This window comes from Streptomyces sp. NRRL F-4489 (genome assembly GCF_001509485.1).
GTDB lineage: Bacteria > Actinomycetota > Actinomycetes > Streptomycetales > Streptomycetaceae > Streptomyces.
On sequence record NZ_LLZI01000273.1, the window covers coordinates 1 to 18,531 of the forward strand.

The 18,531-nt window shown below is 73.0% G+C and carries 18 protein-coding genes; 9 read left to right on the forward strand and 9 right to left on the reverse strand.

Annotation, left to right across the window (positions count from 1 at the left end; all coding sequences use genetic code 11):
• Positions 1-156 precede the first annotated feature (156 nt).
• The gene (locus ADL22_RS29730) at positions 157-1,083 is read right to left on the reverse strand and encodes a metallophosphoesterase (protein ID WP_066986750.1); all 927 of its coding nucleotides are present in this window, start codon (positions 1,081-1,083) and stop codon (positions 157-159) included.
• A gap of 165 nt (positions 1,084-1,248) precedes the next feature.
• On the opposite strand from ADL22_RS29730, the gene ADL22_RS29735 reads away from it, so the two are divergent.
• The gene (locus tag ADL22_RS29735; RefSeq protein WP_066986753.1) at positions 1,249-1,713 is read left to right on the forward strand and encodes a GatB/YqeY domain-containing protein; all 465 of its coding nucleotides are present in this window, start codon (positions 1,249-1,251) and stop codon (positions 1,711-1,713) included.
• A 183-nt stretch (positions 1,714-1,896) separates the two neighbouring features.
• On the opposite strand, the gene ADL22_RS29740 is transcribed toward ADL22_RS29735, so the two are convergent.
• Entirely contained in the window at positions 1,897-4,083 is a 2,187-nt protein-coding gene (locus ADL22_RS29740; RefSeq protein WP_066986756.1) for a transglycosylase domain-containing protein, read from the reverse strand.
• Positions 4,084-4,463: 380 nt separating this feature from the next.
• Here ADL22_RS29740 and ADL22_RS29745 point away from each other — a divergent pair, with 380 nt between their 5' ends.
• Positions 4,464-4,808 (forward strand): WhiB family transcriptional regulator, encoded by a 345-nt coding sequence (locus ADL22_RS29745; RefSeq protein ID WP_066986760.1) that lies wholly within the window; start codon positions 4,464-4,466, stop codon positions 4,806-4,808.
• A gap of 154 nt (positions 4,809-4,962) precedes the next feature.
• Here the strand turns inward: ADL22_RS29745 and ADL22_RS29750 are convergent, their stop codons facing one another.
• Together ADL22_RS29750 and ADL22_RS29755 are read right to left on the reverse strand one after the other, a co-directional pair.
• Positions 4,963-6,324 (reverse strand): ArsA family ATPase, encoded by a 1,362-nt coding sequence (locus ADL22_RS29750; RefSeq protein WP_066986763.1) that lies wholly within the window; start codon positions 6,322-6,324, stop codon positions 4,963-4,965.
• On the reverse strand, positions 6,321-7,298 hold the full coding sequence (locus ADL22_RS29755) for an ArsA family ATPase (protein ID WP_066986766.1): 978 nt from the start codon (positions 7,296-7,298) through the stop codon (positions 6,321-6,323). The genes ADL22_RS29750 and ADL22_RS29755 overlap by 4 nt, the downstream gene beginning before the upstream one ends.
• 153 nt (positions 7,299-7,451) lie before the next feature.
• Between ADL22_RS29755 and ADL22_RS35060 the strand changes: the two genes are divergently transcribed.
• The 4 genes from ADL22_RS35060 to ADL22_RS29770 all read left to right on the forward strand — a co-directional run bounded on the left by ADL22_RS35060 (position 7,452) and on the right by ADL22_RS29770 (position 9,893).
• Entirely contained in the window at positions 7,452-7,610 is a 159-nt protein-coding gene (locus ADL22_RS35060; protein WP_003967454.1) for a DUF4177 domain-containing protein, read from the forward strand.
• Complete coding sequence (locus tag ADL22_RS29760) at positions 7,607-8,071, forward strand: RidA family protein (protein WP_066986768.1); 465 nt, start codon at positions 7,607-7,609, stop codon at positions 8,069-8,071. The genes ADL22_RS35060 and ADL22_RS29760 overlap by 4 nt, the downstream gene beginning before the upstream one ends.
• An 89-nt stretch (positions 8,072-8,160) precedes the next feature.
• A complete protein-coding gene (locus ADL22_RS29765) occupies positions 8,161-9,066 on the forward strand; it encodes an NUDIX hydrolase (RefSeq protein ID WP_066986771.1) in 906 nt (301 codons plus the stop codon).
• Complete coding sequence (locus tag ADL22_RS29770; RefSeq protein WP_066986774.1) at positions 9,063-9,893, forward strand: MBL fold metallo-hydrolase; 831 nt, start codon at positions 9,063-9,065, stop codon at positions 9,891-9,893. The genes ADL22_RS29765 and ADL22_RS29770 overlap by 4 nt, the downstream gene beginning before the upstream one ends.
• 83 nt (positions 9,894-9,976) lie before the next feature.
• Here ADL22_RS29770 and ADL22_RS29775 read toward each other — a convergent pair whose 3' ends face one another.
• A complete protein-coding gene (locus ADL22_RS29775) occupies positions 9,977-10,807 on the reverse strand; it encodes a nucleotidyltransferase (protein WP_066986811.1) in 831 nt (276 codons plus the stop codon).
• 159 nt (positions 10,808-10,966) lie between these two features.
• Positions 10,967-11,641 carry a Crp/Fnr family transcriptional regulator gene (locus tag ADL22_RS29780; RefSeq protein ID WP_003981529.1) on the reverse strand — a complete coding sequence of 225 codons (675 nt, stop codon included), beginning with the start codon at positions 11,639-11,641 and terminating at the stop codon, positions 10,967-10,969.
• Between the two features lie 382 nt (positions 11,642-12,023).
• On the opposite strand from ADL22_RS29780, the gene nth reads away from it, so the two are divergent.
• From nth to ADL22_RS29795, 3 genes are all read left to right on the forward strand, one after another.
• On the forward strand, positions 12,024-13,070 hold the full coding sequence (gene nth, locus ADL22_RS29785; protein WP_079064529.1) for an endonuclease III: 1,047 nt from the start codon (positions 12,024-12,026) through the stop codon (positions 13,068-13,070).
• Positions 13,071-13,133: 63 nt separating this feature from the next.
• Positions 13,134-13,862: an NUDIX hydrolase gene (locus ADL22_RS29790; protein WP_066986778.1), complete on the forward strand. Its 729-nt coding sequence runs from the start codon at positions 13,134-13,136 to the stop codon at positions 13,860-13,862.
• 13 nt (positions 13,863-13,875) lie between these two features.
• The gene (locus ADL22_RS29795) at positions 13,876-15,078 is read left to right on the forward strand and encodes a MarP family serine protease (protein ID WP_066986781.1); all 1,203 of its coding nucleotides are present in this window, start codon (positions 13,876-13,878) and stop codon (positions 15,076-15,078) included.
• 427 nt (positions 15,079-15,505) lie between these two features.
• Here ADL22_RS29795 and ADL22_RS29800 read toward each other — a convergent pair whose 3' ends face one another.
• Genes ADL22_RS29800 through nhaA form a run of 3 tightly spaced genes read right to left on the reverse strand, consistent with a single transcriptional unit; the run spans position 15,506 to position 18,329 of the window.
• Positions 15,506-16,435 (reverse strand): alpha/beta fold hydrolase, encoded by a 930-nt coding sequence (locus ADL22_RS29800; protein WP_066986784.1) that lies wholly within the window; start codon positions 16,433-16,435, stop codon positions 15,506-15,508.
• Entirely contained in the window at positions 16,432-16,890 is a 459-nt protein-coding gene (locus ADL22_RS29805) for a phage holin family protein (RefSeq protein WP_066986787.1), read from the reverse strand. Before ADL22_RS29805 ends, ADL22_RS29800 begins: the two co-directional genes overlap by 4 nt.
• A gap of 44 nt (positions 16,891-16,934) precedes the next feature.
• The gene (gene nhaA, locus ADL22_RS29810; protein WP_066986790.1) at positions 16,935-18,329 is read right to left on the reverse strand and encodes a Na+/H+ antiporter NhaA; all 1,395 of its coding nucleotides are present in this window, start codon (positions 18,327-18,329) and stop codon (positions 16,935-16,937) included.
• Between the last annotated feature and the right edge of the window lie 202 nt (positions 18,330-18,531).

An 18,531-nucleotide genomic window follows, 5' to 3' on the forward strand; every position in this document is an offset into this window, starting at 1 on the left:
GTGTGGCGGAGGTCACGGCGATTCCCGTGGGGAATGGGGACGGCCCCGGTCCCGGCCCCTGGGGAGGGGCGGGGACCGGGGCCGGAGCCGGGGCGATCCCTGGGGCGCGAGGGTCGGGCCTCAGGGGGAGAGGGTCGGGCCCAGGGGCGCGAAGGGTCAGTCCCCAGGTGTGAGCGTGAGAAGCGTCGCCTCCGGGGGGCAGGCGAAGCGGAGGGGGGTGTAGCGGTTGGTGCCGCAGCCGGCGGAGACGTGGAGGTGGGAGGTGCGGCCGCCGGCGGTGTGGGTGGACAGGCCCTTGGCGCGGCGGGTGTCGATGTCGCAGTTGGTGACCAGGGCGCCGTAGAAGGGGACGCACAGCTGGCCGCCGTGGGTGTGGCCGGCCAGGATCAGCGGGTAGCCGTCGGCGGTGAAGGCGTCCAGGCAGCGCAGGTACGGGGCGTGGACGACGGCCAGGGAGAGGTCGGCGCCGGGCTCCGGGCCGCCGGCGACCTCGGCGTAGCGGTCGCGCTTGATGTGCGGGTCGTCGAGGCCGGTCAGGGCGATCTCCGCACCGTCCAGCTTGAGGTGGCCGCGGGTGTTGGAGAGGTTGACCCAGCCGGCCGTGTCGAAGGCGTCGCGGAGCTCCTCCCACGGGTTGTGGACGGCGCCGACGACGGGGGCGTTGCCGTTCAGGCCGTGGCGGCCCTGGACCTTCTCGACCAGGTAGCGGGCGGGGTTCCGCAGCCGGGGGCCGTAGTAGTCGTTGGAGCCGAAGACGTAGGCGCCGGGGAACTCCATCAGGGGGCCGAGGGCGTCCAGGGTCTCCGGGACGCCCTCGGGGTCGGAGAGGTTGTCGCCGGTGTTGACGACGAAATCGGGGCGGAGCCCGGCGAGCGACTGGAGCCAGCGCTGTTTCTTGCGCTGTCCGCTGACCATGTGGATGTCGGAGACCTGGAGGACGCGCAACGGCCGCATGCCACGGGGCAGTACGGGCACGGTGACGCGCCGCAGGCGGAAGGAGCGGACTTCGAAGCCGGCGGCGTAGGCCAGGCCGGCCGCGCCGACCGCGGTCAAGGACAGGGGGACTCCGTATCGCGCGCGCATGGGTCCATGGTCGCAGAGTGGGGCAGGGGAGCCGACCGGTCGGGGGCGGGCCGGGGCGAGCCGCCGGCCCGGGGCCCGGCCGGCCGGAGGGCGTACGGCGGCCCGGGGGCGCGCGGCGGGGAAAAGGCGCGGCGGTTGTCAGTGGGTGGGGGCATACTCGACGGCATGACCACGCTCAAGTCCAAGCTGCACGACGACCTCACCGCCGCGATCAAGGCGCGCGATGAGCTGCGTTCCTCCACCCTCCGGCTGACGCTGACCGCGATCGCCAAGGAGGAGGTGGCGGGCACCGAGGCGCGCGAGCTGTCCGACGACGAGGTGCAGAAGATCGTCGCGCGGGAGGCGAAGAAGCGCCGGGAGGCCGCGGAGGCGTTCGACAAGGGCGGCCGGGCCGAGCAGGCGGAGCGCGAGCGGGCCGAGGGTGAGGTGCTCGCCGGGTATCTGCCGCAGCCGCTGACCGATGACGAGCTGGAGGCGCTGGTCGCCGAGGCCGTGGCGGAGGCCGCCGGGTCCGGGGCCGAGGGGCCGAAGGCCATGGGTGCGGTCATGAAGATCGTCAATCCCAAGGTGGCGGGCCGGGCCGAGGGCGGCCGGGTGGCCGCGATGGTGAAGAAGCTGCTGGCCGGCTGAGGCCGGCGGTTCCCGGGGCAGCCCGGGCATGACGAAGGGGCGCCCTCCCGTTAGGCGGGCGCCCCTTCGCCGTTCCTCTCTTCGTCACGTCTCTGGCGACTTCGTCCTTCCGCGGCGTCGTCAACCTTCCGCGGCGTCTTCGTCCTTCCCGGCGCGCCCCGGCGCCGGCGCCCCGGACTCCCGTCACCAGCCCCCGTTCCCCCCGCCGAAGAGGTCCGGGAAGCCGGGGAGGTGCCAGTCGCCGCCGGGCTTCTTGCCTGGTTTGCCGGGCTTGGGCTTCTGCGGGGGCTTGGGCTTGCCCTTGTCGCCGTCGCCGCCCTTGGGGTCGTCGATCGGGACGGTCGGCAGGGCCGGGGACGGGCGGCCGGCCAGCGCGCCGGACATCAGATCGCGCCAGATCGGGCCGGGGGTGTCGGCGCCGTAGACCTTGTCGTGCGGGACGCCGCCGATGGTGATGTCGTACATCTGGCGCTGGTGGCGCGGGTCGCCGACCCAGACCGCGCCGGCCGCGTTCGGGGTGTAGCCGACGAACCAGGCGGCGTAGCGGCTGTCCGTGGTGCCCGTCTTGCCGGCGCTGTCGCGGCCCTTGAGGCCCGCCTGCTTGCCGGTGCCGTCCTCGACGACGCCCTTGAGGAGCGTGTTGACGGTGTCGGCGGTCTTCTTGGACATGGCGCTGCGGCAGCTGGACTTGGGCACGTTGAGCGCCTTGCCCTGCGCGTCGGTGATCGACTCGATGGCGACGGGGGAGCAGTAGGTGCCCTCGTCGGCGAACGCGGCGTAGGCGGTCGCCATGGTCAGCGGGGACATCTCCTGGACGCCGAGCGCCATGGCCGGCACCTGCTTCAGCGGCGCGCCGTCGGCCCGCTGAAGCCCCATCTTCTGCGCCATGGTGACCACCGGGCAGATGCCCACGTCGCTGATCAGCTGTACGTAGTAGGTGTTGACCGACTTCGCGGTCGCCTCCTTCATGGCGTACGGGCCGACCTCCTTGGGGTCCTCGTTCTGGAGCGTGCCGCCGCCCTTCCACTCGCCGGCGCAGGTCTGGACCGGCGACGGGTAGGCCATCTTGAACGGCGAGGAGTACTCCTGGTACGGGCTGACGCCCTGCTCCAGGGCGGCCGCCGCGACGATCGGCTTGAACGTCGAGCCGGGCTGGTAGCCGGCGCCGCCGCCCATCCTCCGGTCCACCGAGAGGTTGATCTGCGTCTGGTTCGCGCCGAAGCCGTACGGGCGGGACTGGCCCATGCCGAGGATCTTGCCGGTGCCGGGCTGGACCACGGCGGCGGCGCCGGCCACCGGGTCGTCCTCGTAGACGTGCTTGCTCAGCGACGTCTGGATCGCCTTCTGGGTCTGCGGGTCCAGGGTGGTGCGGATGGTCAGGCCGCCCTGCATCCAGCGCTTGGAGCGGATCTCGCGGGTGGCACCGAACGCCTTGTCGTTGAGCAGCACCTCGCGGACGTAGTCGCAGAAGAAGCCTGCGCCGTCGGTGGCGGTGATGCAGCCGTTGCGCGGGCGGCTGACCTTCAGCTTGATCGGGCGGGCGGCCGCCGCGTCGGCCTCGGCGCGGGTGATGTTCCCGAGGTCGGCCATCCGCCGCAGGACGGTGTTGCGCCGGGCGGTCGCCGCCTGGGGGTGGTTGACCGGGTCGTAGCGGGTCGGGGACTGGACGATGCCGGCGAGCAGCGCCGACTCCTCCAGGCTGAGGTCCTTGGCGTGCTTGCTGAAGTAGCGCTCGGCGGCGGCCTCGACGCCGTACGCCTGCTCGCCGAAGAAGGTGATGTTGAGGTAGTTCTGGAGGATCTTGCGCTTGCCGAGCTTCTCCTCCAGCTTGATCGCGTACTTCAGCTCCTTGACCTTGCGGCCGAGGGTCTGCTGGGTGGCCTGCGCGACCTTGTCGGGGTCGTCGCCGGCCTCCTCGACGAAGACGTTCTTGACGTACTGCTGGGTCAGCGTGGACGCGCCCTGCGCGACGCCGCCGGACTGGGCGTTCTTGTTGACCGCCCGCGCGATGCCCTTCAGGTCGATCGCGCCGTGCTGGTAGTAGCGGGCGTCCTCGATGGCCACGATCGCCTGCTGGACGTACGGCGACATGTCCTTGAGGCCGACGACGGTGCGGTCGCGGGAGTAGACGGACGCGATCTGGCCGCCGTCGGCGTCGAGGATGGTGGTGCGCTGGCTGAGCGGCGGGGTCTTGAGGTTCGCCGGGATGTCGTCGAAGCCCTCGACGGAGGTTTTCGCGGCGAGGCCGAGCGCCCCGGCGGCCGGCAGCGCGATCCCGGCGAGCACGGCTCCGGCAAGGACGCTGACACCGAGGAACCGGGCGGCCTGCTGGGTCCTGGAACGACCCTGGCCCTCGCGCTTCTTAGCCATGAGGGCAGCCTACGTTCTCATTCGCCGGACAGGGGCGCACCTGTTCGTTTAGCCTGTTCCCATCTGCCGCAGCGGAACGGTCACACCCCGGTTCGTCAACCCCTGCTCTCCTCTTGGGTCCTGTCCCGGATGCCCGCTGTGCGTCAGAAATCCCTTGCCATCACGGCGAAGTGTCCCGCTTGGGAGGGAAGTGACGTATGTCGCACGGTCACTCCGTTGGGTGATCTGCCGCGTACGCATAGTCCGTTCGGGCCATTCAAGATTGGGCCCGAAGGGGGTGTTGCGCCCTGCCCGCCTTCCGTAACGTCCTCAACTGGCAACGGTGAATATGCCGTTTGCCGCCGTGGGGGAGCCTCGATTCGGGAGAGGACGGCGCCAGCATGGGCTGGGTAACCGACTGGAGTGCACAGGCAGCGTGCCGCACTACCGATCCGGATGAACTGTTCGTGCAAGGGGCGGCGCAGAACCGCGCCAAGGCGGTGTGCACCGGGTGTCCGGTGCGCACGGAGTGCCTGGCCGACGCCCTGGACAACCGGGTGGAATTCGGTGTGTGGGGCGGGATGACGGAGCGGGAGCGGAGGGCGCTGCTGCGCCGCCGCCCGACCGTGACGTCGTGGCGCCGGCTGCTGGAGACCGCACGCACGGAATACGAGCGCAGCACGGGCATGCTGCCGGTGGACTGCGCGGACGGCAGCTATGACGAGGAGTACGCGGCGGTGGGGTAGACCGTGAGGTAGAGCGGGTGGCGGGTGGATTCCGCGGCCCATGGGGTGTGTGCCCGCAGGCCGTACGTCCGTAGGCCGGTGCCGTGGTCCCGGCCTGGCTCGCCGTGGTCGGAGCCGTGGTCGGGCGCTTGCCGCGCCGTGGCCGGAGCCGGGGTCAGTCCTCGGCCGCCTCGCCGGGGCGCAGTGCCAGGCGGTCGCCGATCGCGCGCAGGCCCGCGAGGTCGTGGACGTCACCGGGCAGCGCGGCGACCTCGGCCACCGGCACTTCCGGGTGGAGTGCGGTGAAGCGGTCGCGGGTGCGCCGTTCGCGCGCGAGGACCTGCATGCGTTCGGCGTGCAGGCGCAGCAGTCCGGCGGCGAGGTGTGCCGCCGAGACCGAAGGGGATGCCGCGTGGTCCGCCGCGGCGGCGGGGGAGGGGCCGCCGGGGGTACGTGATCCAGTCTTCCCGCCGGCGAGATCCACAATGCCGTCCGGACCAAGATTTTCCGCGGGCGGTGAATCGGCGTTCGTGGATGGGGAGTTGGGGCCGGTGTCCTCCCCCGGGCGGTCGGCGCAGGACTCGGTGAGCGCCTCCGCGGCGGCCAGGGCCCGTTCGGCGCTGAGCTGGTCGGCGCCGCTGCCGTGGACGCGGTTGAGTACCAGGCCGGCCAGCGGCATCTGCTCGGCGGCCAGCCGCTCGACGAAGTACGCCGCCTCGCGCAGCGCGTCCCGCTCCGGTGCGGCGACCACCAGGAACGCCGTACCGGGCGCCTGGAGCAGGCGGTACGTGGCGTCCGCGCGGGTGCGGAAGCCGCCGAACATGGTGTCCATCGCGGCCACGAACGTCTGGACGTCGCGGAGGAGTTGGCCGCCCATGAGCTTGCTGAGCGTGCCGGTCATCATCGACATGCCGACATTGAGGAACTTCATGCCGGCCCGGCCGCCGACCTTCGCGGGCGCCATCAGGACGCGGATGAACTTGCCGTCCAGGAAGGACCCCAGCCGCTTGGGCGCGTCCAGGAAGTCCAGCGCGGAGCGGCTCGGCGGGGTGTCCACGACGATCAGGTCCCACTCGTCGCCGGCCCGGAGCTGGCCGAGCTTCTCCATCGCCATGTACTCCTGCGTCCCGGCGAAACCGGCCGACAGGGACTGGTAGAACGGGTTCTCCAGGATGGCGCGGGCCCGCTCGGCGTCCGCGTGGCCCTCGACGATCTCGTCGAAGGTGCGCTTCATGTCCAGCATCATCGCGTGGAGTTCCCCGCCGGCGGCCTCGTCGACGCCCTTGACCCGGCGCGGGACGTTGTCCAGCTCGGAGATGCCCATCGACTGCGCCAGGCGGCGGGCCGGGTCGATGGTGAGCACCACGACCTTCCGGCCGCGCTCGGCGGCGCGGACCCCGAGGGCCGCGGCGGTGGTGGTCTTGCCGACGCCGCCCGCCCCGCAGCAGACCACGATGCGGGTGCCCGGGTCGTCGAGCAGGGCGTCGACCTCCAGCCAGGGGGCCGAGGCGGTCAGCGTCGTCACGTCCGAGGTCATATCGGCCCCTGTCTCCGCAGGTCTCTGGCCAGGCCGTAGAGCCCGGCGAGGTCCACTCCCTCGGGGAGCAGGCCCAGCTCGTAGGTGGGCAGGCCGAGGGCGGCCAGCTCGGCGTACTGGGCGCGCTCCAGCTCGACCCGCTCGGCATGCTCGCGCGCCTGCTCCAGCAGCGGGTCGATGAGGCGCTCGGCGAGGCCGCCGCGGCGCGCGCCGCCGAGCCCCGCCTGGGACAGCGCCTTGGCGATACCGGCCCGGGCGCCGCGGGCGGCGACCTCCAGATCGCCGTTGTCCAGCAGGGCGGGGCGGGTCATGTTGATGACCACGCGGCCGACCGGGATGCCGGCGGCGCGCAGCTCGGCGATGCCGTCGGCGGTCTCCTGGACGGGCATCTCCTCCAGCAGCGTGACCAAATGCACGGCCGTCTCGGGGGACTTCAGGACCCGCATCACGGCCTGCGCCTGATTGTGGATCGGGCCGATCTTGGCGAGGCCGGCGACCTCGTCGTTGACGTTCAGGAAGCGGGTGATGCGGCCGGTGGGCGGGGCGTCCATCACCACCGCGTCGTAGACGAACGCGCCGCTTCGGTCCTTGCGGCGGACCGCCTCGCACGCCTTGCCGGTCAGCAGGACGTCCCGCAGGCCGGGGGCGATGGTGGTGGCGAAGTCGATCGCGCCGAGCTTCTTCAGGGCCCGGCCGGCGCCGCCGAGCTTGTAGAACATCTGGAGGTAGTCCAGCAGGGCGCGCTCGGCGTCGATGGCCAGGGCGTGCACCTCGCCGCCCCCGGGGGCCACGGCGATCTTGCGCTCCTCGTAGGGAAGCGCCTCGGTCTCGAACAGCTGGGCAATGCCCTGCCGGCCCTCGACCTCGACCAGGAGGGTACGGCGCCCCTCGGTGGCCAGGGCCAGGGCGAGGGCGGCGGCGACCGTGGTCTTGCCGGTGCCGCCCTTGCCGCTGACGACATGGAGCCTGCTCACGGCATGGAGCCTAACCAGTCCGCGTCCGGCGTACGCACGGGATACGCCTGCAAGGACCCGGAGATCCGCCCGGGCGATGTCCGGGACGGCGTCGGGGACCTCCCCTAGGGGTCGCGGCCCCTGGGGGTCCCGGGCAGGCATTACGCTCGGCCCATGACCAAGTGGGAATACGCGACCGTGCCGCTGCTCGTGCACGCGACGAAGCAGATTCTGGACACCTGGGGCGAGGACGGCTGGGAGCTGGTCCAGGTCGTGCCGGGCCCGAACAACCCCGAGCAGTTGGTGGCCTACCTGAAGCGGGAGAAGGCGTGAGCGCCGTAGAGGACCGGATCGCGGAGCTCGGCCTGAAGCTCCCGGAGGTCGTGCCGCCGCTGGCCTCCTACCAGCCCGCGGTGCGCTCCGGCTCCTACGTCTACACCTCCGGCCAGCTGCCCATGGTGGACGGCGCGCTGCCGGCCGCCGGCAAGGTCGGCGCCGAGGTCACCCCGGAGCGGGCCAAGGAACTGGCCGCGGTGTGCGCGCTGAACGCGCTGGCCGCGGTGAAGTCCGTCACCGGCGACCTCGACAGGATCGTCCGGGTGGTGAAGGTCGTCGGCTTCGTGGCCTCCGCCCCCGACTTCACCGGCCAGCCGGGCGTCGTCAACGGTGCCAGCGAGCTGCTCGGCGAAATCCTGGGCGACAAGGGCGTGCACGCGCGCTCCGCGGTCGGCGTGGCGGTGCTGCCGATCGACGCGCCGGTCGAGGTCGAGATCCAGGTCGAGATCGCGGACTGACGGGCCGGCCCGCCGCGCCCGCGTCCGGAACGGGCCCTCCGCCCGGAGGGCCCCTCGAACATCCGCGCGCGAGCGCATAGCATCCGGCCATGGCGTCGACGACCAATGGCCAGTGGTACCCGCCCGAGTGGCCGGCCCGCATCCGGGCCCTGACGAACGGCGAACTGACGCCGCCCGCGCCGCGGCGGGCCGCGACGGTCCTGCTGCTGCGGGACACCGGCAGCGGCGGACCCGCCGTCCACATGCTGCGCAGACGCGCCTCCATGGCTTTCGCCGGGGGCGCGTACGCGTATCCGGGCGGCTCGGTGGATCCCCGCGACGAGCGGCCCGTGGGGTGGGCCGGGCCCTCGCGCACCCAGTGGGCGGTGCGGCTGGGCGTCGACCCGTCCACCGCGCAGGCCATCGTCTGCGCCGCGGTCCGCGAGACGTTCGAGGAGTCCGGGGTGCTGCTGGCCGGCGACTCGGCGCGCAGCGTCGTGGCCGACACCACCGGCGCGGACTGGGAGGCCGACCGCGCGGCGCTGGTCGCCCACGAGCTGTCCTTCGCCGACTTCCTGTCCCGGCGCGGCCTGGTGCTCCGCTCCGACCTGCTGGCCGCCTGGGCCCGCTGGATCACCCCGGAGTTCGAACCCCGCCGCTACGACACGTTCTTCTTCGTCGCCGCGCTCCCCGAGGGGCAGCGCACCCTCGACGTGTCCACGGAGGCGGACCGCACGGTGTGGATCCGCCCCGAGGAGGCCGCGGCCGGCTACGACCGCGGGGAGCTGCTGATGATGCCGCCGACGATCTCCACGCTGCGCGCGCTCCAGCCGTACGGCAGCGCCGCCGAGGCGCTCGCCGGGGCCGCCGCCCAGGACCTCACGCCCGTACTGGCCCGCGCCCGGCTCGTGGACGGCGAGATCGTGCTGAGCTGGCCCGGCCACGACGAGTTCACCAAGCACATCGCGACGACGGACGACGGCCCCGCCGGCGCCCCGGGAGGTAGCCCCGCATGACCGAAGCAGCCGCCCTCCCCGGCCGGCCCCGGAGCGGGGACCTCACCGGCCCCGCCACCCCCCGCGCGCACTGCGTGCTGGCCCCGAACCCGTCCCCGATGACGCTCGACGGCACCAATACCTGGATCGTCGCCGAACCGGACTCCGGGCTGGCCGTGGTCATCGACCCCGGCCCCCTGGACGAGGGCCACCTCCGGGCCGTCATCGACACCGCCGAGCGCGCCGGGCACCGGGTCGCGCTGACCCTGCTGACCCACGGGCACCCGGACCACGCCGACGGCGCCGCCCGGTTCGCCGAGCTGACCGGCAGCCCCGTACGGGCGCTGGACCCGGCGCTGCGCCTGGGGGACGAGGGGCTCGCCGCGGGCGATGTGATCACCACCGGCGGGCTGGAGCTGCGGGTGGTGCCCACCCCGGGGCACACCGCGGACTCGCTCTGCTTCCATCTGCCCGCCGACCGGGCCGTCCTGACGGGCGACACGATCCTGGGGCGCGGCACCACCGTCGTCGCCCACCCGGACGGGCGGCTGGGCGACTACCTGGACTCGCTGCGCCGGCTGCGCTCGCTCACCGTGGACGACGGCGTGGCGACGGTCCTTCCGGGCCACGGGCCGGTGCTGAACGACGCCCAGGGGGCGGTGGAGTTCTACCTTGCCCACCGGGCCAACCGGCTGGCCCAGGTGGAGACCGCGGTGGAGGCCGGCCACCGGACCGCCGCCGAGGTCGTCGCCAACGTCTACGCGGACGTGGACCGCTCCCTGTGGCCGGCCGCCGAACTCTCGGTGCGGGCCCAGCTGGACTACCTGGGGGAGCACGGGCTGATCTAGGGGCGGGGCGGGCGCCTCTGGGGCGGGATGGCCCTCGGCCCGCCTGCGGGGGCGTCAGGCGCTCCGGCCCGCCCGTGGGCCCGTCAGGTCTCCTCCGGGCGGAGGGCCTTGGCACCGTGGACGGCCAGGTACTCCTCGGCCAGCCAGGGCGCGAGCCCGTTCAGCAGCTCGTCCAGGAGGGCGGGGTACGCGGCCGGGTCCCGCCCGGCGCGTGCCGCGGCGCGCATCGGGGCGGCACGCTCCGGGTAATAGCGCGCGAACACCTCGGCGGACGCGGCGAGATCGCTGGTCCAGCCGCCCCAGCGCGGCATCACGAGGGTGAATCCGGTGCGGACGAGGTTGCGGCACACCCCCCGGGTCAGCCGGACGCGCTCCCGCCCGGTGGCCGCGGCGGCCCTCCGGCGCAGATCGGGCAGCCGGCGGTGCAGATCGCCGTTGGTCTCCCGGGCGAGCAGGGAGGTGGGGCGGTAGCGGGGCAGCGCCGCGGTCACGTCCGGGCCGCGCAGCGGCGTGCACAGGCAGGCCGTGAACCACGCCCCGTCGTACCGCTCCGCCTCGCTCAGCAGCCGCTCCCGCGCCATCAGCAGGATCCCGGCGCCGTCGATCTGCGGGAACGCCGCGTCCAGCGCCGCCTCGGCGGCCCGGGCGGCCGCGCGGTCGGCGCCGGTGGGCCCGTCCCGCAGGACCAGCAGCGCGTCCAGGTCGGACACTCCGGGGACGGCGGTGCCGCGCGGGATGCTGCCGTAGAGGTACGTGCTGAGGACGCGGCCCGGGGCGAAGCGGGCGGCCACGGCGGCGGTCAGCCCCGCCACCACGGGGGCGAACGCCGCGGGCACCCGCTCCAGGGACCCTTCCCGTACGAAGCAGCCGTCCTGGTCGAGGCCCGTGCCCCGGGGGAGCTCACCGGTGGTCATGGCGCCCACTATGGCGGGGCGGTCCGGCGGACCGCGAAGGAATTAGCGGGCGGGAAGCCGCACTCCGGGCGGTCGCGGCCCCACGGGGGCAACGGGCGCGCGCGAACGACGAAGGCCCGCACAGGGCGGGCCCTCGGTCGTCGTGTCAGGTGCGCGGCGTCAGCGCGAGCGCTTGGCCAGCCGCTCGACGTCCAGCAGGATCACGGCGCGCGCCTCCAGGCGCAGCCAGCCGCGGCCCGCGAAGTCCGCGAGGGCCTTGTTGACGGTCTCCCGGGAGGCGCCGACGAGCTGCGCCAGCTCCTCCTGGGTGAGGTCGTGCACCACGTGGATGCCCTCCTCGGACTGCACGCCGAAGCGGCGCGACAGGTCCAGCAGGGCGCGCGCGACACGGCCGGGCACGTCCGAGAAGACCAGGTCGGACATCTGGTCGTTGGTCTTGCGCAGCCGGCGGGCGACCGCGCGCAGCAGGGCGGTGGCCACCTCCGGGCGGGCGTTCAGCCAGGGCTGGAGGTCGCCGTGGCCCAGGCCCAGCAGCTTGACCTCGGTGAGCGCGGTGGCGGTGGCCGTGCGCGGTCCGGGGTCGAAAAGCGACAGTTCGCCGATGAGCTCGCCGGGGCCGAGGACGGCGAGCATGTTCTCGCGGCCGTCGGGGGAGGTGCGGTGGAGCTTCACCTTGCCCTCGGTGACCACGTACAGGCGGTCGCCCGGGTCCCCTTCGTGGAACAGGGCGTCGCCGCGGGCGAGCGTGACCTCTCCCATCGAGGCGCGAAGCTCGGCCGCCTGCTCGTCGTCGAGCGCCGCGAAGAGCGGGGCGCGCCGCAGAACGTCGTCCACGAGATCTCTCCTTGTCGACATGCTCCGGAGGACTGTGGTCCCCATCATGCCGGAATGCAAAACAGTGCGATCAATCACAAGTTTGCCGGACCCGTGGTCCAAGCCATACGGCAGGGGGCCGATTGGGGTCACGAATCCCGGTGATCGGGTCGGATGTCAGTGGGTGGCCTTAGTCTGGCCGAGTGTCCAATACGCCGGTGAGAGCAGAGGACTGGGGGCCGACAGAGTGAGCGCCGGTCGCAATTCCGCTGTGGGCGAACAGCCGCCCACAGGCGCCTCGAATACCGACAAAAGTAACAAATCGCCCTCCGGGGTGACGAGCGGGCGGAAGCCGGTGGCGGCCGCGTCCGGCGCGTCGCGCCCCGGGGCGGAGGAGGCGGCTGTGCAGGAGACCCCGGCGGAGCGGGCGGCGGACGCGCCCGCGGCGAAGAAGGCGTCCCCGGCGAAGAAGACGATGGCGGCGAAGAAGGCGTCCCCGGCGAAGAAGACCGCGGCCAAGAAGTCCGCTGCGGCGAAGAAGGCCCCGGCCGCCACCAAGACCACCGCGGCCAAGAAGACCACCGCGGCCAAGAAGACCGCCGCCGCGAAGAAGACCGCCGCCGCCAAAAAGGCGTCCCCGGCGAAGAAGGCCACCCCGGGCAAGGCCCCCGCCCCCGCCCGCAAGCCCGAGTCCCGGGTCGCCATGGTGCGCCGCGCCCGCCGGATCAACCGCGAGCTGGCCGAGCTGTATCCGTACGCCCACCCCGAGCTGGACTTCACCAACCCGTTCGAGCTGCTGGTCGCCACGGTCCTGTCCGCCCAGACCACCGACCTGCGGGTCAATCAGACCACCCCCCGGCTCTTCGCGGTCTGCCCCACCCCCGAGGACATGGCCGCGATCCCCCCGGAGCAGCTGGAGGAGCTGATCCGCCCCACCGGCTTCTTCCGCGCCAAGGCCAGGTCGCTGATCGGCCTGTCCACCGCGCTGCGCGACCGCTTCGGCGGCGAGGTGCCCGGCCGCCTGGAGGACCTCGTCACGCTCCCCGGCGTCGGCCGCAAGACCGCCAATGTCGTGCTGGGCAACGCCTACGGCGTCCCGGGCATCACCGTCGACACCCACTTCGGCCGGCTGGCCCGCCGCTTCGGCTGGACGACCGCGCAGGACGCCGAGAAGGTCGAGGCCGACGTCGCCGAGATCTTCCCCAGGAGCGAGTGGACGATGCTCTCGCACCGCGTCGTCTTCCACGGCCGCCGCGTCTGCCACTCCCGCCGCCCCGCCTGCGGCGCCTGCCCGATCGCCCCGCTGTGCCCCTCGTACGGCGAGGGCGAGACCGACCCGGAGAAGGCGAAGAAGCTGCTCAAGTACGAGCTCGGCGGCCAGCCGGGGCAGCGCCTGAAGCCGCCCGCCGACTATCCGGGACAGCCCGCGCCCCCGCTGGCGGCCCCGTAGGGCGGCGGGCAGCGGGGACTCCACGGGGACCGACCAGCGACGCGATGCCTTGAGGGGGCGCGGATGACGAGAGCACGGGAGCAGTACGGCGCGGCGGAGACCGGTCCGGCGGCGGCCGGCCGGGACGCGGACGCGGCGGTCACGGCCGAGGGCCTGCCCGAGTGGCTGGCCCCGGTGGCCCGCGTGGCGGCCACGATAGAGCCGCGCCAGCTCAGCCGCTTCCTGCCGCCCGAGGACGGCGGCCGGCAGTCCGCCGTGCTGATCCTCTTCGGGCACGGTGCCCGCGGCCCGGAGCTGCTCCTGATGGAGCGCGCCGGCACCCTGCGCTCGCACGCCGGGCAGCCCTCCTTCCCCGGCGGGTCGCTCGACCCGCAGGACGGCGATCCGGAGGGGCACGGTCCGGTCCGGGCGGCGCTCCGCGAGGCCCAGGAGGAGACCGGGCTCGACCCGTCGGGCGTCCAGGTCTTCGGCGTGCTCCCGCGGCTCTACATCCCCGTCAGCGGCTTCGTCGTCACCCCCGTCCTCGGCTGGTGGCGGGTGCCCAGCCCGGTGACGGCGGTGGACCGCGCGGAGACCGCCCGGGTCTTCACGGTCCCCGTGGCGGATCTCACGGATCCCGCCCACCGCGTCACCGCCCGTCACCCCAGCGGCCACATCGGCCCCGCGTTCCTCGTCGAGGACGCGCTGGTCTGGGGTTTCACCGCCGGCGTGATCGACCGGATCCTGCACCACGCGGGCTGGGAGATCCCCTGGGACCGCGCCAAGCAGGTCCCGCTCGACTGGCGCTCGTGAGACGGTGTCCGGCGTGAACGTCCTGGACATCCTGCTGCTGATCGCGGCCGTGTGGTTCGCGATCGTCGGTTACCGGCAAGGCTTCCTCGTCGGCATCCTGTCCGTGATCGGCTTCCTCGGGGGCGGCCTGATCGCGGTCTACGTGCTGCCGGTGATCTGGAACGGCGTCACCGACGACGCGAAACCCGGCACCTTCGCGGTCATCGCCGCGGTCGCCATCGTGATCGTCTGCGCCTCGGTGGGCCAGGCCCTCACCACCCACCTCGGCAACAAACTCCGCCGCCACCTCACCTGGAGCCCGGCCCGGGCGCTGGACGCCACCGGCGGCGCGCTGGTGAACGTCCTGGCGATGCTGCTGGTCGCCTGGCTGATCGGCTTCGCGCTGGCGGGCACGACGTCCATGCCGACGTTCAGCAAGGAGGTCCGCAACTCCAAGGTGCTGCTCGGCGTGTCCGAGGTGATGCCGGAGCAGGCCACGACGTGGTTCCACGACTTCTTCGCGATCCTGGCGCAGAACGGCTTCCCGCAGGTCTTCACGCCGTTCTCCAACGAGCCGATCCACCCGGTCCGCCCGCCGGACCCGGCCCTGGCCAACGGCCCGGTGGCCGCCGACGCCCGGCGCAGCATCGTCAAGATCGTCGGCAGGGCGCCCAGCTGCGGCAAGATCCTCGAAGGCACCGGCTTCGTCTTCGCCCCGCACCGGGTGATGACCAACGCCCACGTCGTCGGCGGCGTCAGCGACCCGACCGTCCAGGTGGGGGGCGAGGGCCTCCAGGTCAGCGCCAAGGTCGTGCTCTACGACTGGGAGCGCGACATCGCCGTCCTGGACGTCCCGCAGCTGCGCGCCCCGGCGCTGAAGTTCGCCGGCCAGGACGCCACCAGCGGCAAGAGCGCCATCGTCGCCGGCTTCCCGGAGAACGGCGGCTACGACGTCCGCCCGGCCCGGGTCCGCGGCCGCATCCAGGCCGACGGCGCGGACATCTACCACCGCGGCACCGTCGACCGCGACGTCTACTCGCTCTACGCGACCGTCCGCGAGGGCAACTCCGGCGGCCCGCTGCTCACCCCGCAGGGCGATGTCTACGGAGTGGTCTTCGCCAAGTCGCGGGACGACGCGCACACCGGCTACGCGCTGACCGCCGACGAGGTCCGCACGGACGCCGTCCAGGGGCGGCACGTGACCCGGCCGGTCGACACCCAGGGCTGCGCCATCTGACGCCGGGCGCGGGGCCGCGTACCGATCCGCTGGGGACGGGGCGCGGCCCGGCGGCCGCCGAAGGCCAGGCGGGGCTTTCAGTCCCGGGAATGGCGCAGCCGCGCGCTCATCCAGCGCGCTCTGCGGCGCAGGATGCGCGGGATCCCCATCGGGTGCGCCGCGTCAGGGGATCCGCCGGATCCGAGATCCGAGGCGGTCCCGTCCTGCGTCCCCACGGCAGCGGCACTGCTGCGGCGGTTGCCTGCCACGTCACGGTAGTCGTGCGTCCAGCCCATACCCACGTCTCTGCCCGTGGCCCGAGGTCCGTAACCGCCTCCGGGAGGGCCAATTGGCCTATGCGCGAGGCACGTGGCCGTTCGTCGGACGAACGTTCGTCTCACTGTACGAGTACGGGGGGTCACGCCGGGGAGCGGGCCGCGCGGGGCGCTCAGCGGTCCGGTTCGGTGTCCTTCAGCCAGTTGACCAGCTCGGTGGAGAAGGCGGCCGGGTCCTCCTCGTGCGGCCAGTGCCCCAGGCCGTCGAAGAGCCGCCAGCGGTAGGGCGCCTCGACGTACTCGGCGGAGCCGGCCGCGCTGCGGACGCCCGCCACCGGGTCGAGGGAGCCGTGCAGATGCAGCGTCGGGACCCGGACCGGCAGTTTCATCCGGCGGTTGAACTGGATGCCGTCCGGGCGGGCCAGCGAGCGCACCATCCAGCGGTACGGCTCGATCGAGCAGTGCGCCGTCGACGGGATGGCCATCGCGCGGCGGTAGACCTCGACGTCCTCGTCCTCGGGCGGCCGGGGCCCGGACCAGTCGCGGATCAGCCGGCCCACCAGCTCCGCGTCGTCCGCGGTCAGCCGGCGCTCGGGCAGCCAGGGCCGCTGGAAGCCCCAGATGTGCGAGGAGCGCCGGACGTCGGAGAGCATCGCGGCCCGCCAGCGCCGCGGATGCGGCATCGACTCCACCACCAGCCGGCGGACGAGCTTGGGCCGCATCACCGCGGCCGTCCAGGCCAGATAGCCTCCCAGGTCGTGGCCGACCAGCGCGGCGTCCGGCTCGCCCAGCGAGCGGATGACGCCGGTGATGTCGAGGGCGAGGTTCGCCGGGTCGTAGCCGCGCGGGGTGCGGTCGCTGCCGCCGACGCCCCGCAGGTCCATGGCGACCGCGCGGAAGCCCGCGTCCGCCAGTACGGGCAGCTGGTGGCGCCAGGTCCACCAGAACTGCGGGAAGCCGTGCAGCAGCAGCACCAGCGGCCCGTCGCCCATCTCCGCGATGTGGAAGCGCGCGCCGTTGGCCGCGACATCCCGGTGGGTCACCTCTCCGCCACCGGGGACGCCGAGCCGGACGACCGAGGCGGTGCTGTCAGGGGCTGTCATACCGACGAGCGTGTCACAGACTCCAGGACCGGGTGCTCCGGCTGCGCCGGACGCGGGTGCGGCTTGGCGTTCTGCAGCACGGCCGCGGTCTCCTTGGCCAGGGCGATCGACTTCTCCGGCTTCTTGATCTTCTTCAGCTTGGCCCGCGCGACCAGGACGAACAGCGCGGCGATGACCAGGAAGGCGCCGCCCACGATCAGGAACGACCAGGCCAGGCCCAGGCCGAGGTTGTGGATGCCGTACGCCGCGGCGAAACTCAGCACCGGCAGCGCGAACAGCGCCAGCGCGCCCGCCACGAGGAACGCGGCACTGCCGATGCCCGCCCGCTTGGCGTCCTGGCGGAGTTCCGCCTTGGCCAGTGCGATCTCGTCGTGCACCAGCGCGGACATCTCGGCGGTCGCCGTGGCCACCAGCTGCCCGAGGCTGCGGTCCGCACCGTCGTCGGCTGCGCTCATCGCCGTCTCCCTCTACTCATCGCCTGGATGCAAAGCCTCTCAGATCATGCCGGACCATCGTCTCCGGAGCGGGCCTCGGCGGCCATTTCGGCAAGCCGGCGGTGCTCCGCGGCCTTCTCCTCGTGGATCGCGGCCATCCGCAGGTGGTACGCGGGCTGGCCCAGCTCGTAGACGTCGGGGATGCCGTCCTGGTCCTCGTCCCGCTCCTCCTCCTCGCACAGCCGCCGGTACTTGTTGTTGCGGATCTTCAGCAGGATGCCCGCGAAGACCGCCGCGAGCAGTGAGCCGAGCAGCACCGCGGCCTTGATCTCGTCGGTCAGCGCCGGATCGCCGGCGAAGGCCAGTTCGCCGATCAGCAGCGAGACGGTGAAGCCGATACCGGCGAGGGCGGCCAGGCCGAAGACGTCCGGCCACTTCAGGTCGGGGTTGAGCTCGGCGCGGGTGAAGCGGGCGGTGCACCACGTGCCGCCGAAGATGCCGACGGCCTTGCCGACGATCAGGCCGAGGACCACGCCGAGGGTCTCCGGACGGGTGAAGACGTCGTGGACCGCGCCGCCGGATATGGACACCCCGGCGGAGAACAGCGCGAACAGCGGCACCGCCAGCCCCGCCGACAGCGGGCGGACCAGGTGCTCGATGTGCTCACCGGGCGACTGCCGCTCGCCGTCGCGGCGGTGGCAGCGCAGCATCAGGCCCATCGCCACCCCGGCGATGGTGGCGTGCACGCCGCTGTTCTCCATCAGCGCCCAGATCACCACGCCCAGCGGGACGTAGACGTACCAGCCGCGGACGCCCTTGCGCAGCAGCAGGTAGAAGAGCGCGAGGCCGGCGACGGCGAGGCCGAGGGCGAGGAAGTCGATCTGGGAGGTGAAGAAGATCGCGATGATCAGGATCGCGAAGAGGTCGTCGACGACGGCGAGGGTGAGCAGGAACGCGCGGAGCGCGGACGGCAGGGACGTGCCGATCACCGCGAGGACGGCGAGCGCGAAGGCGATGTCGGTGGCGGTGGGGACCGCCCAGCCATGGAGGGAGCCGCCGCCGGCGGCGTTGACCAGGAAGTAGACCAGGGCCGGGGTCGCCATCCCGCAGAGCGCGGCGACGACCGGGAGGGCGGCGGCCTTGGGGTCGCGCAGCTCGCCGGCGACCAGTTCGCGTTTGAGCTCGATACCGGCGACGAAGAAGAAGACCGCCAGCAGGCCGTTGGCGGCCCAGTGCTGGAGGGAGAGGTCCAGGCCCAGGGAGGCCGGGCCGAGGTGGAAGCCGCGCACCGCCTCGTAGCTGCCGCCCGCGGTGTTGGCCCAGATCAGCGCGGCGACCGCGGCGGCGAGGAGGAGGACCCCGCCGACGGTCTCGGTGCGCAGGGCTTCGGCGATGTAGTTCCGCTCGGGGAGCGGCATCCGGCCGAGGAATATGGAACGGCGGTTGCTGGGCGCAGTCACGCGATGACCTCCGGCAGCTGTGTACGGCTGTAGCAGTTGCCGACCAGACTTCCCGGCGCACCCAGATTTCTTAGCGCGTCATTGACGCACTCATTACCCTACCGGGCGGGTGCAAGGGGTTATTGCGTGGGGATAACTTTACGGGCATTTCGGGTGCCCGGCCGCTGGGCAGGCCGGGCGGGTCCGGTGCCGGGGCGCTGAC

Excerpts from the sequence above, each read along its gene's own strand:
- ADL22_RS29730 (WP_066986750.1), bottom strand. The coding sequence starts at position 1,083 with ATGCGCGCGCGATACGGAGTCCCCCTGTCCTTGACCGCGGTCGGCGCG.
- ADL22_RS29735 (WP_066986753.1), top strand. The coding sequence starts at position 1,249 with ATGACCACGCTCAAGTCCAAGCTGCACGACGACCTCACCGCCGCGATC.
- ADL22_RS29740 (WP_066986756.1), bottom strand. The coding sequence starts at position 4,083 with ATGGCTAAGAAGCGCGAGGGCCAGGGTCGTTCCAGGACCCAGCAGGCC.
- ADL22_RS29745 (WP_066986760.1), top strand. The coding sequence starts at position 4,464 with ATGGGCTGGGTAACCGACTGGAGTGCACAGGCAGCGTGCCGCACTACC.
- ADL22_RS29750 (WP_066986763.1), bottom strand. The coding sequence starts at position 6,324 with ATGACCTCGGACGTGACGACGCTGACCGCCTCGGCCCCCTGGCTGGAG.
- ADL22_RS35060 (WP_003967454.1), top strand. The coding sequence starts at position 7,452 with ATGACCAAGTGGGAATACGCGACCGTGCCGCTGCTCGTGCACGCGACG.
- ADL22_RS29765 (WP_066986771.1), top strand. The coding sequence starts at position 8,161 with ATGGCGTCGACGACCAATGGCCAGTGGTACCCGCCCGAGTGGCCGGCC.
- ADL22_RS29770 (WP_066986774.1), top strand. The coding sequence starts at position 9,063 with ATGACCGAAGCAGCCGCCCTCCCCGGCCGGCCCCGGAGCGGGGACCTC.
- ADL22_RS29775 (WP_066986811.1), bottom strand. The coding sequence starts at position 10,807 with ATGACCACCGGTGAGCTCCCCCGGGGCACGGGCCTCGACCAGGACGGC.
- ADL22_RS29790 (WP_066986778.1), top strand. The coding sequence starts at position 13,134 with ATGACGAGAGCACGGGAGCAGTACGGCGCGGCGGAGACCGGTCCGGCG.
- ADL22_RS29800 (WP_066986784.1), bottom strand. The coding sequence starts at position 16,435 with ATGACAGCCCCTGACAGCACCGCCTCGGTCGTCCGGCTCGGCGTCCCC.
- ADL22_RS29805 (WP_066986787.1), bottom strand. The coding sequence starts at position 16,890 with ATGAGCGCAGCCGACGACGGTGCGGACCGCAGCCTCGGGCAGCTGGTG.